Origin of the sequence: Myroides sp. (assembly GCF_032073645.1) — a bacterium.
Lineage (GTDB): Bacteria > Bacteroidota > Bacteroidia > Flavobacteriales > Flavobacteriaceae > Flavobacterium > Flavobacterium odoratimimum.
This window is the reverse complement of the sequence record NZ_DAMANB010000012.1, coordinates 1-12,907: the sequence shown is the minus strand read 5'-3', so window position 1 is coordinate 12,907 and position 12,907 is coordinate 1. Positions and strand designations below refer to the sequence as shown.

Genomic DNA, 12,907 nt, shown 5'->3' with positions numbered 1-12,907 from the left:
TAGGTTTTCTCCACGTTTTTATACAAGTATTTCATTTGATTATCTAGCAAATTGATTTTTTCTAAAAAAAACACATTCTTCCTTTTTTATTAAAGTTTTTTTTTGTCAATTAGCTATTGTCAGCTTTATACTATAGGTACACTTTTTGTATCTTTAAAGATTAAAATGAATATTCACCTAATTTGAATTGAAAAATGGATGATAATTTCTCACAAGAAGTAAAAGATGTTATTTCATATAGCAAAGACGAAGCTATTAGGCTTAGTCATGACTCTATCGGTACTGAACATCTATTACTAGGACTATTAAAAGTGGAACAAGGTGAAGCGTCTAATATTTTAAATAACCTGGACATAGATGTTGATTTTCTACGTCATAAAATAGAAACATTAAACCCTGCTTCTCATAATAAAGAACTGCTGAGTAATAAACTACAATTGCACCTTACAAAACAGGCTGAGCGTGCATTAAGACTTACATACTTAGAAGTAAAACTATTCAAAAGTACAGAGATAAACACTGTTCACTTGCTGCTTTGTATTCTAAAAAATAGCGATGACCCTACTACACAAATCTTAAATAAGATGAAAGTGGATTATGAAGCTGTGAAACAAGCGTATTTAAATACTAGCGAGGCTCAAAAAGACTCTTCTGATGATTTATTCGAAAGTCCAAAAGCACAAACTTTTGATGATGCAAGTCAAGATGACAGTAAAAGTACTGACAGCAATGACAATGTTACAGCTAAAACATCTAAAAGAAGTAAAACTCCAGTATTAGATAATTTTGGTAGAGATTTAACCGAAATGGCTGAGAATGGCAAACTAGATCCTGTAGTTGGGCGTGAAAAAGAAATAGAACGCGTATCTCAAATTCTAAGTAGACGCAAGAAGAACAACCCTCTACTAATCGGTGAACCTGGTGTAGGTAAATCTGCTATAGCGGAAGGATTAGCTCTGCGCATTGTTCAGAAGAAAGTATCTCGTATCTTATATAACAAGAGAGTCGTAACTCTTGACTTAGCTAGTCTTGTAGCAGGTACTAAATACAGAGGACAGTTTGAAGAGCGAATGAAGGCTGTAATGAATGAACTAGAGAAGAATGATGATATTATCTTGTTCATTGATGAGATACATACTATCGTAGGAGCTGGTGGAGCTACGGGTTCACTAGACGCATCTAATATGTTCAAACCTGCATTAGCTCGAGGTGAAATCCAATGTATCGGTGCTACAACATTAGATGAGTTTAGACAGCATATCGAGAAAGATGGAGCTTTAGAACGTCGTTTCCAAAAAGTAATCGTAGAACCTACTACTGTAGACGAAACAATTACGATCTTAAACAATATTAAAGACAAGTACGAAAGCCACCATAATGTTACTTATACTGATGAAGCTATCGAAGCATGTGTTAAGCTAACGAACAGATATATGAGTGATCGTTTCTTACCAGACAAAGCTATCGATGCTATGGATGAAGTAGGTTCTCGTGTTCATATCACTAATATCAATGTACCAGATAATATCCTTGAACTAGAACAAAAACTAGAACATACTAAGGAGCAAAAGAATGAAATGGTACAAAAACAGAAGTATGAAGAGGCTGCTCGTTTAAGAGATGATGAAAAACAACTAGAAAAAGACTTAGCTGTAGCTCAAGAAAACTGGGAACAAGAAGTAAAAGAAAACAGAATAGTGGTTACTGAAGAGAATGTTGCTGACGTTGTTTCAATGATGACAGGCATTCCTGTAAATAGAATTGCAGAAAAAGAAATCACTAAACTTGCTAATCTTCCTCAGTTAATCAAAGGTAAGGTTATTGGTCAAGACGAAGCCGTTAGTAAAATAGCGAAAGCAATCCAAAGAAATAGAGCTGGATTAAAAGACCCTAATAGACCTATTGGTTCCTTTATTTTCTTAGGACAGACAGGAGTTGGTAAGACACAATTAGCTAAAGTAATCGCTAAAGAAATGTTTGACTCTGAAGATGCTCTTATCCGTATCGACATGAGTGAATACATGGAGAAGTTCGCTATCTCTAGATTAGTAGGAGCGCCTCCAGGATATGTTGGTTATGAAGAAGGTGGTCAGTTAACAGAGAAAATCAGAAGAAAACCTTATAGCGTGATTCTTTTTGATGAAATCGAAAAAGCACATCCAGATGTATTTAATATGCTTCTACAAGTACTTGACGATGGACATCTAACAGATAGTTTAGGACGAAAAGTTGATTTTAGAAACACGATTATCATCATGACTTCTAATATCGGAGCACGTCAGTTAAAAGATTTTGGACAAGGAGTAGGTTTTGGCACCACTGCTAGACAGGAACAAACGGATCAACATTCTAAATCTGTGATAGAAAATGCGCTGAAAAAAGCCTTTGCACCTGAGTTTTTAAATAGAATAGATGATATCATTGTATTTAACGCTTTAGAAAGAAATCATATAGACTTAATCATAGACATAGAGCTTCAGAAATTGTTTAGAAGAATTACTGACCTTGGTTATGAATTAACATTAAGTCCAGACGCAAAAGACTTTATTGCCGAAAAAGGTTTCGATAAACAATATGGAGCAAGACCTCTTAAAAGAGCGATTCAGAAGTATATCGAAGATCCTCTAGCAGAGGAGATTGTAAATTCAAAAATAACGTTAGGTGACAGTATCGAGATGAAACTTAACGAAGCTAAAGATGCATTAGAAATAGCAATTATAGCAAAATAATAAACATTCTTCTCTCAAGAAGAAGTCAATAAAAAGAGGATATCCTTAAAGGATATTCTCTTTTTTTATTCCCTTACTTCGCCTATTTCCCTTCCCTTCTAGACTCTACTTTTCTTTATTTTGTTCTAAGTTGCTTTAGGGTTTCTAGGAGTATTCTAGGACATTCCTTCGACAAAACCCGCTTTTTGCCTAGTAAACCCCAAGGATACCCCTAGCAAACCTCAAGAAAGTGCAAGCTAAGTCCTTATATTTTATCTTCTTAAATCCAAGCTATTACACTACAACACACCTACTCTTTTACCTTTTGATTGGATTATTTTATTCCACTCTTAGCACCTTACAACTCTAACTACGATCCATATTTTATTATAAAACATAAACAATCAAACACTTAACAAGCTTTTTTGTCACATATTCTCTCTAAACCAGCATCAATATGTTGTAAAATCATTAAATTTTACTTTTTTTTCTATCTCGTGTAAAAGCATTATCTTTAATACACTACATTCGCATTAGATTATTATTAATATATGTTAGACAAAGTTATTGTTGGTAGTGAAGAATGGTGTTCTTTTTCTACTTTAAATATCCCTGCTATTAAAGCGCGTGTTGACTCGGGTGCTAAGACATCTGCGTTACATGCTATAAACATTGTTCCTTTTGAAAAAGAGGGAGAAAAGTGGGTCAAATTTGATGTCAATCCTCTGCAAAACAATGGAAAAACTGTTATCCACTGTGAATCTAAGGTAATAGATAAAAGAATCGTGAAGAGCTCTAGTGGCTCTAGAGAATCTAGATACGTAATCCAAACAGAAATATCCATTGCGGATACAAACTGGGTGATAGAACTGACTTTGACTAATAGAGATTCTATGGGATATAGAATGCTACTAGGAAGAGAAGCTATGGGAGGACGTGTGTTAGTAGATCCTGAAAAACACTTCTTACTAGGTCAACCAACAACAGAAAAACTAGAAGAATACTATACTAAACCAAAAACAGAGAAGAAAGGTCTGCGTATAGGATTATTAGCTAGTAACCCAGAACTATACAGCAATAAAAGAATTATAGAAGCAGGAGAATTAAGAGGTCACGAAATGCACTTCTTAAATCTGAAATACTGTTATATGAAACTAGATGCTAACCAACCAGAGATACACTATCGAGGTGGGCGAGTTCTAAATGATTTTGACGCAGTGATACCTCGTATACGACCAAGTATGACCTATTACGGATGTGCGTTAACTAGACATTTCGAATCTCTTAAAGTATATAGTTTAAATAGTGCTGCAGCGATAGCTCAGTCTAGAGATAAACTGTTTTCACTTCAATTATTATTAAATAATGGTGTAGACATCCCTACTACAGGTTTTGCTAACTCGCCTTTAGACACTAATGATTTAATAAAGATGGTGGGAGGAAGTCCTCTTATTGTCAAATTATTAGAAGGAACACAAGGTAAAGGTGTGGTACTAGCAGAAACTAAAAAAGCAGCAGAAAGTGTGATCAATGCATTCAAAAGTCTTAATGCAAACATCTTAGTTCAAGAGTTTATTAAAGAGGCGAATGGTAAGGATATACGTTGCTTCGTGGTAGACGGAAAAGTTGTAGCAGCTATACAACGCGAAGCCCTACCTGGTGAGTTTAGAGCTAATATTCACTTAGGTGGTACAGCATCTGTAATCAAAGTAACACCAGAAGAGAAAAAGATAGCAATCAAAGCTGCTAAAGCTATGAACCTAAAAGTAGCTGGAGTAGATATTATTCGCTCTGCTAAAGGCCCTCTTCTACTAGAAGTAAACTCTTCTCCTGGATTAGAAGGAATAGAAGGTGCTACAAATAAAGATATTGCTTCAGAGATGATTAAAGCGATAGAAAAACAAGTAAAATGGTAATATTATAAAAAAGTGGTGATCTAACCATCACCACTTTTATTCTTTTTAAATCAATACAAGCTATGAACCCATCTACTAACGGCTGGATCAAAAAATACTTTACAGAACACCTAGACTATCAAATCTTCTCTACTCAGAATTGTCATGAGATTTCAACACAGATTAGAAGAATAGGATTCAGTTATGGTATAATTGATATTGATGAATTACCAAGTATTTATAAAAACTTTAAATACACACAAGAAGAACTTTCTAAGATCTGCTACTTACAGCTTTTAGAGAAGATTTATTATATATATAACAATGGGGATAATCAACAGAATTTCATCGATAAGCTCATAGAGTTTTACGAAGTATTCATTCCTCATAAGAGCAATATATTCTCTTCATTCTTTGAAGAAAAGAACCCTTATAACAAACTAGAAAACATCTTTTCTATCAGATGTAAAGAACACTTCTTTTCTCAGTCAAAAAACAATGATTTTGTACTAAATATGATTCTATTATTCATTGATATACTAGCATTCGAGGCTTATATCAATGAAAAAACAGATCCTACTATCTTTATACAACACACGGTAGAACAATTAAAAGAAATAACATTATCTGTTAAACGAAATAAAGAGGAGTTAAGCAAAAAAGATCTACAACTAATAGACTTTTTAGACAAAACTAATAACAGCGCAGCTATTGATTCAATAAAACCGAATACTCCTATCAGTAGCTTCGAGGCAAACTTTATGATAGACTACATCGTATGTAACTCATGGAAAAACGATGTACAAGAAATTATACTACCTAACTTCGAGGAAGAGCCATTCTTGTCTATTCCTTATTCACAGACGATGATAGAAGAGAGTATATTTTACTTTTCGATAGTATTGGTTAAAAATAAATATGATTACCATTATTACAAATCAAGCAACTTATTTGATAATGTAATCAAAAACTCTACAAGTTATATCGAGCTTTTACTAACGCGAAACAAAACTAGGCTAGTAAATGAATTACAAAAGAATACCCAACTAATGAAGTTATTAGTGGATTCTACACATAGAGATTTAAATAAAGAAGAAAAAAAGATGGTCAAAAAACAAACTATAGAAGTTATTAAAACCATCCCTTCTCTTGCTATCTTTATTTTACCTGGAGGAGGTATATTATTACCTATTTTATTAAAGTTTATCCCATCATTACTTCCCTCTTCATTTAATGAAAATACAGAGCAGTAACGAACATAAACTATATCTTTCTAAATCGAAGTTGGTATACTTCGTCTAGATCTTGATTACTCATCAAGTTTACATTTAAATCTGTTACATAACCAGAGTTAAGACCGTATACCCATCCGTGTATTCCAAGTTCTTGATTGCGAGACCAAGCTTCTTGTACGATTGATGTTTTTGCTAAATCATACACTTGCTCTTGTACATTTAGCTCTACAAAACGATTAAATCGTTTTACTTCATCATCTATCTGATCTAACTCTACATTGTGTAATCTATAGACAGTCTTGATATGTCTAATCCAGTTATCGATCAGACCATAAGACTCATTCTTCATTGCAGCTAGTACCCCACCACATCCATAGTGACCACAAACAATGATATCTTTAATCTTTAGAATATTAACAGCGTAATCTAGAACACTCAACATATTCATGTCAGAGTGTATTACCATATTCGCAATATTACGATGTACAAAAACATCACCTGGTTCTGCTCCTATAATTTCGTTAGCTGGTACTCTACTATCAGAACACCCTATCCATAATACAGGAGGTGTTTGTTTTTCGCTAAGTCTTTTGAAGTAATTAGGATTTACAGTTAGCCTCTCCTCTACCCATTGCTTATTGCGTTCTAGAATTTTCTTATAAAAATCACTATGTGCCATAGTCTTATTTTTTCTCTACAAACATTTCTTTTACAATGTTCACTTCACCTGTTTCTACTTTATAAAAAGCCCCTACAATTCCTATCTCACCTGCTTGATACATTTCACTCAGAACAGTACTTTTACTTAAGATATGGTCAATAGTATGATCTACATTGTGATAAGCAACTAAATCAACTGCTTCTTTCGATTCTATATCAAGGTTTTTATTATTCTCTTTTACATACTCTATTGAAGGTTCTACTTTAGCTAATAAATTAGTTAAATGCCCTAATTTTGCACCTTTACAAGCTCCAGTAATAGCTCCACAATGTGAATGTCCTAAAACCATGATAAGTTTACTACCTGCTAATTTACATGCAAATTCCATAGAACCAATAATATCTTCATTCAATACATTACCAGCAATACGAGCACTAAAGATATCACCTAATCCTTGGTCAAAGATTAACTCAGCAGAAGTACGGCTGTCAATACAACTCAATATAATAGCGAATGGAAACTGTCCTTCTTTAGTAGAGTTTACTTGTTCTAACAGATTACTATGTGCTTTTAAGTTTTCTACAAAACGCTTATTTCCTTCCACTAAGAAATCTAAAGCTAATTTTGGTGTAACTAATTTTTGGTCTTCTATGTTGTGTAGTCTCATTCGATTGTTGTTTATTTAAGTTGTAAACTGATAGCAAAAATACAAAACAATCAATAAAATATAACGTATTATTATTTTTTGAAGTAATTTTTATTAATACTATAATTCATAAACAATAATTAACAATTAATATCTCAACCTTTATCTTACTCTTCAATGTAAAAGAGTTAAAAAGAGATGAACCATACAGAGATATAAAATTAGTAGGTCTTCAAATCAGTTCTTATCGATAAGCATTTAAATTTCATCTATTTACAAACACCATCAATCGTTAACATAAATATAAATTACAAAAATATTTGTTTGATTACCAAAATAGTTAATACATTTGCACCATAAATAACAGGAGGAAAAATTTGTACTGATTGCAACCTCGGTAAAAAATGCTAAAGCAGAAATTCATACTTCCCCTTTAGCCATTTCCTCTATTTTTAAAATCTTAAAAAAACAATTATTATGGCTTATTACTTTACATCTGAATCAGTTAGTGAAGGACATCCAGATAAAATTGCTGATCAAATCTCTGATGCTTTAATCGATAACTTTTTAGCGTTCGATCAAGATTCTAAAGTGGCTTGTGAAACTTTAGTAACAACAGGACAAGTAGTTTTAGCTGGTGAAGTTAAATCTAAAACATACTTAGACGTACAACAAATCGCTAGAGAGGTAATCAAACGTATTGGTTACACTAAGAGTGAATATATGTTTGACGCTAACTCATGTGGTATCTTATCTGCTATCCACGAACAGTCTGCTGACATCAACCAAGGAGTAGACAGAAAGAGTCCAGAAGAACAAGGAGCTGGTGACCAAGGGATGATGTTTGGTTATGCAACTAAAGAGACTGAAGACTATATGCCTCTAGCATTAGACCTTTCTCATAAATTGCTACAAGAATTAGCAGCTATCCGTAGAGAAAATACGGAAGTTACTTATTTAAGACCAGATGCGAAAAGTCAAGTTACATTAGAATATGATGATAACAATACTCCTATCAGAATTGTTACTATCGTACTTTCTACTCAACATGATGATTTCGTTCAACCAACGGATAACTCTGCTCAAGCTAAAGAAGTTGCTGAGAAAGCAATGCAAGCACGAATAGAGAAAGACATCAAAGAGATCTTAATTACTCGTCTTTTAAATAAATATCCTCAATACAAATATTTATTTGAAAATAACGAAGAAATAGAGTACTTAATCAATCCAACAGGTGTATTCGTTATTGGAGGTCCTCATGGAGATACAGGACTGACAGGTCGTAAGATTATCGTAGATACTTATGGTGGTAAAGGTGCTCACGGTGGAGGTGCTTTCTCTGGTAAAGACCCTAGTAAAGTAGACCGTAGTGCAGCTTATGCGACAAGACATATTGCTAAGAACCTAGTGGCAGCAGGTGTTGCTGATGAAGTATTAGTTCAAGTTTCTTATGCTATTGGAGTTGCTAAACCAACAGGTTTATACATCAATACTTACGGAACAAGCAATGTTAATCTAACTGATGGTGAAATCGCTAAAAAAGTTAGTGAGTTATTTGACCTAAGACCATACTTCATTGAAACTAGTCTTAAACTAAGAAACCCTATCTATAGCGAGACTGCTGCTTATGGACATATGGGACGCAAACCTCAAGTAGTAAAAAAAGTATTCACTAGACCTGGTGGAGAAACTAAAGAAGTAGAAGTAGAATTATTCACTTGGGAAAAATTAGACAGAGTAGAAGATATCAAAGCTAAATTTAGCTTGTAATATTCTTATCCAATTCATATAAAGAGACTGCTGTTAGTAGTCTCTTTTTTTTTATATTTTCCTATAAGAAGAATCCTCTCTTATACACATTACTAGAATTGGTTTATATTTACTTAACTAAACCAAAATTATGAACTGGATTCTAGGTGCATTTATATTACTGATACTATATATTCTTTTTGATAAAAAAAGAAATAGAAACAAAAGGAATGCTCAACTTCAAAAATTAAAAGAAAGCTGGGGACATCCAAAAGGATTAACTGATTTTAATTTTGACAAAATAGCATCATACCATCACGCATTAGGTCATAATACATCGTATCAAACAATTAGCAAAACTATTAATCAAGATCTTGATTTAGACGATACGTTTACTTATCTAGACAGAACACACTCCTTAATAGGACAACAATACTTATATCACAAACTGCACACGATTAAGTCACCAGAAGAAGTAAGAGACCTTGATCAAACAATTAATTTCTTCAGAACTGACAGTGATGAAAGATTAAAAGTACAAATGCTACTAAGTACCTTAACGAATAGAAGTATATACTACTATCACACTCTATTCACCCATAACATCACAATAAACCGTTTCAAACTAAAACTAGCTTATGTATTGAATATCATTACAATTAGTTCTTTACTATTAAGTTTACATAGTTTAATCTGGATACTAGTATTACTTCCGGTATTTAGTGTCAACTTGGTCTTACATTATAAAAATAAATATGCGCAATATGATCAGCTAAGTGCTACACAAAACTTTAAACATATTCTTAATTCAACTAGTCAGTTACTAAAGATGCAAAAGTTATCTACAGCATATAATTTTACCGAAACAAAAAAAGCTATACCTACACTGCGCAAATTAAATACACTAACCTATTTTTTCACATCAGACAGCGCTATTAAAGATGAGATAACTACATTAGTAATGTTCCCTATAGAACTACTAAAAATAATGCTTAATATCGAAGTTATAACCTTCGAATCTTTTCTTTTAAGAGCACAACATGCTAAAGAAGAGCTAAAAACTTCTTTTGAAACAATTGCAAAGATAGATACAGCAATCTCAATAGCTTCTCTACAAACAAATAATCGACTATGTCAACCTGTATTCCACAATAGCAAAGAAATACAAATAGAAAACCTAATCCATCCATTAATCGAAAATTGTGTAAGTAATACAATACATTTAGAAAATAAAAGCCTGCTACTAACAGGTTCTAATATGGCAGGTAAAACTACATTCATAAGAGCATTGACCTTAAATACAATATTAGCTCAAACAATAGGGTATGTATTCGCTACATCATATAAAGCTAACTTTTACCAAATCAACAGTTCTATCCGAATAACAGATGACTTATATAATGACACTAGTTATTACCTACAAGAAGTAAAACAAATAAAGCACTTCATAATACAATCAAATACTACAAATCCACAATTATATGTATTAGACGAAATACTAAAAGGAACTAATACAAAAGAAAGAATCTCCGCTGCGTATGCTATACTTAAATATCTAAATAAAGAGAAAGATATAGTTATAGTATCTACACATGATATCGAACTCATTGAGCTACTAGAAAAAGAAGGTTATCAATGTCAATACTTACAAGAAAGTATTGTCAACAATGAGTTACATTTTGACTACAAATTAAAGCTAGGTCAACCACAAACAACTAATGCAATCAAAATATTAGAATTAAATGATTTTCCTACTGAGATTACAGATTTAGCATATAACACAAAAAAAATGTTCAGTTAGCTAACTGAACATTTTTCTATTTCTTCATCTAAGCATTCAAATCTTGAATTCTGAGATTTAAATTCTGGAACGATTATCTTTAATTGTTTCACTAAGTACTCTACATCATCCTGTCCCTCATTCTCACACACATAGTTACACATCATCTCTAGATTCGCTTTTACCACATCTAAATCTTGATTACGTACTTTTGCAATCATTATCTTTTCATGATGTGTCTTCACCGTATTCTCATCATTAGCGAGTAACTCTTCGAAGATCTTCTCTCCTGGTCTTAGACCAGTAATCTTAATATCAATATCTTCAGGATAACTATAACCACTCAGTCGTATCATACGTTTAGCCAAGTCAAATATCTTCATAGATTTCCCCATATCGAATACAAAGATTTCTCCTCCATTCCCCATAATTGAAGCTTCTAATACTAATTGACAAGCTTCAGGAATCGTCATAAAGAAACGTGTAATATCTTGATGTGTTACAGTTAATGGTCCTCCAGCATCTATTTGACGCTTAAACAATGGAATCACAGATCCATTAGAACCAAGAACATTTCCAAAACGAGTAACTATAAAGCTTGTAACACCATTATCTTTTAATGTAGATACATATAGTTCAGCTGCACGTTTAGTTGCCCCCATAACGTTAGTAGGATTAACAGCTTTATCTGTAGAAACCATTACAAACTTTGATACTCCAAATTGAACTGATAAGTCTGCAATCACTTTAGTCCCCTTTACATTGGTATGAATAGCTTCATAAGGGAATGATTCCATTAGAGGAACATGCTTATAAGCCGCTGCGTGATATACTAAATTAGGTCTATAAAGTTCAAATAAAGATTCCATCTTCTTTGTATCCCTAATATTCCCAACAACATAGATAATGTCATTACATTTATTAGAAACCATAGTCTGTTGCACATCATATAAAGGAGATTCAGCATGATCTACTAATATAAGTTTCTTAAAATTAAATCGAGCTACTTGTCTAGCTATTTCACTACCTATAGACCCAGCTGCTCCAGTAATCAATACTACTTTATCATCAATCTCTTTACCAATAATAGGGTTATCTAATTGTATTGCTTTACGTCCAAGTAAATCATCAATCTTTAACTCTTTAATTTGCTTATTTGTATATGAACCATCTAACCAATCTGTTGCTGGTGGAATTATTTTAATCTTTACAGGAAGTTTCTCTAATACCTCTGATATATCATTTAATCTTTCTCTAGTGATATTTTGAATTGAGATAATAATTTCATCTATACGATTACTAGTAACATAAGTCTCATCAAGAATAGAAGGATTATAAATTCTGTAACCTCCTAGTCTATTTCCAGATTTACTATTATTGTCATCCACAAAAGCCACTATATGTGTTCTAACTTTTGTATCTCCTTGCAGTGCACCAACAGTAATAATACCAGAATCACCAGCACCATAGATAATCACGCGTTTATGATTTCTAACATCTAATACATAACTACGATAAAATTGACTATAAAACAAACGAGCTAAAATAAGCATCGCTGAAGTAAAGAATAAATGCAGTAATACAAATGAATACGAATATCTTAAATAAGGCTCTAAACTATTCCCTAAGAACTCATTTCTTTGTAGCAAACTCACAATCATCATGACTGCTCCTGAAAACAAGCAAGAAATAAAAATAGTCTCGATATCCTTTATGCTTGTCTGTCTGATAACACCTTTAAAAGGTTTAAATATCAAAAAACTAACAATATAACAAACTAATAATACAGGTATTCTCTTTAACATTAATTCGATAGAGAAATTACCAAAAAAATTAGTTAACAAAAGGTTAGATATAAAATAGGTAAACAAGACAATCAACAAGTCTATTACAAATATGATACCCCTAGGTGTATCACGCTTTAACTGTCTTTTCAGCGCATTATTCATACGATTTTCTTTTGGTAGCAATTATTACAATTTTTCTAAATGCAAATATAATGCATAAAATGTCACATTTATTACTCTTCACTAGAAAATACAGTGTCTTCACCCTTTTCCTAGATTATTTAATCTTTATGAACATATTAACAACTAACACTACACTAAAATTAACAAATAGTAAATATATACAGATGATCCCTTCGAAAATCTAAAGGATTAGCACAATTATAAAATACATATAAACAAAAAATCCCCAACCTCATACGAGATTGGGGATTCTATAAAGAAAG

8 protein-coding genes are annotated in these 12,907 nt (G+C 32.5%); 5 read left to right on the top strand and 3 right to left on the bottom strand.

The window, feature by feature from the left end:
• Positions 1-194: 194 nt before the first annotated feature.
• The 3 genes from RT228_RS10170 to RT228_RS10160 all read left to right on the top strand — a co-directional run bounded on the left by RT228_RS10170 (position 195) and on the right by RT228_RS10160 (position 5,856).
• Entirely contained in the window at positions 195-2,729 is a 2,535-nt protein-coding gene (locus RT228_RS10170; protein ID WP_006260846.1) for an ATP-dependent Clp protease ATP-binding subunit, read from the top strand.
• A gap of 530 nt (positions 2,730-3,259) precedes the next feature.
• The gene (gene rimK / locus RT228_RS10165) at positions 3,260-4,624 is read left to right on the top strand and encodes a 30S ribosomal protein S6--L-glutamate ligase (protein WP_006259451.1); all 1,365 of its coding nucleotides are present in this window, start codon (positions 3,260-3,262) and stop codon (positions 4,622-4,624) included.
• 62 nt (positions 4,625-4,686) lie between these two features.
• A complete protein-coding gene (locus tag RT228_RS10160) occupies positions 4,687-5,856 on the top strand; it encodes an LETM1-related biofilm-associated protein (protein ID WP_006259452.1) in 1,170 nt (389 codons plus the stop codon).
• Between the two features lie 10 nt (positions 5,857-5,866).
• On the opposite strand, the gene RT228_RS10155 is transcribed toward RT228_RS10160, so the two are convergent.
• Positions 5,867-6,517, bottom strand: coding sequence for a carbonic anhydrase (locus tag RT228_RS10155; protein WP_006259453.1), 651 nt, complete (start codon positions 6,515-6,517; stop codon positions 5,867-5,869).
• 4 nt (positions 6,518-6,521) lie between these two features.
• Positions 6,522-7,166, bottom strand: coding sequence for a carbonic anhydrase family protein (locus RT228_RS10150; RefSeq protein WP_006259454.1), 645 nt, complete (start codon positions 7,164-7,166; stop codon positions 6,522-6,524).
• Between the two features lie 456 nt (positions 7,167-7,622).
• On the opposite strand from RT228_RS10150, the gene metK reads away from it, so the two are divergent.
• Together metK and RT228_RS10140 are read left to right on the top strand one after the other, a co-directional pair.
• Positions 7,623-8,915, top strand: coding sequence for a methionine adenosyltransferase (gene metK, locus RT228_RS10145; RefSeq protein ID WP_006259455.1), 1,293 nt, complete (start codon positions 7,623-7,625; stop codon positions 8,913-8,915).
• Positions 8,916-9,045: 130 nt separating this feature from the next.
• On the top strand, positions 9,046-10,695 hold the full coding sequence (locus RT228_RS10140; RefSeq protein WP_006259456.1) for a MutS-related protein: 1,650 nt from the start codon (positions 9,046-9,048) through the stop codon (positions 10,693-10,695).
• On the opposite strand, the gene RT228_RS10135 is transcribed toward RT228_RS10140, so the two are convergent.
• Positions 10,692-12,623, bottom strand: a complete 1,932-nt coding sequence (locus RT228_RS10135) for a polysaccharide biosynthesis protein (RefSeq protein WP_006260845.1) — start codon at positions 12,621-12,623, stop codon at positions 10,692-10,694. The genes RT228_RS10140 and RT228_RS10135 overlap by 4 nt on opposite strands.
• Positions 12,624-12,907: the final 284 nt, after the last annotated feature.

Bases quoted from the DNA above. Each gene is read 5' to 3' on its own strand.
- RT228_RS10170 (WP_006260846.1), top strand. From the start codon at position 195: ATGGATGATAATTTCTCACAAGAAGTAAAAGATGTTATTTCATATAGC.
- rimK (WP_006259451.1), top strand. From the start codon at position 3,260: ATGTTAGACAAAGTTATTGTTGGTAGTGAAGAATGGTGTTCTTTTTCT.
- RT228_RS10160 (WP_006259452.1), top strand. From the start codon at position 4,687: ATGAACCCATCTACTAACGGCTGGATCAAAAAATACTTTACAGAACAC.
- RT228_RS10155 (WP_006259453.1), bottom strand. From the start codon at position 6,517: ATGGCACATAGTGATTTTTATAAGAAAATTCTAGAACGCAATAAGCAA.
- RT228_RS10150 (WP_006259454.1), bottom strand. From the start codon at position 7,166: ATGAGACTACACAACATAGAAGACCAAAAATTAGTTACACCAAAATTA.
- metK (WP_006259455.1), top strand. From the start codon at position 7,623: ATGGCTTATTACTTTACATCTGAATCAGTTAGTGAAGGACATCCAGAT.
- RT228_RS10140 (WP_006259456.1), top strand. From the start codon at position 9,046: ATGAACTGGATTCTAGGTGCATTTATATTACTGATACTATATATTCTT.
- RT228_RS10135 (WP_006260845.1), bottom strand. From the start codon at position 12,623: ATGAATAATGCGCTGAAAAGACAGTTAAAGCGTGATACACCTAGGGGT.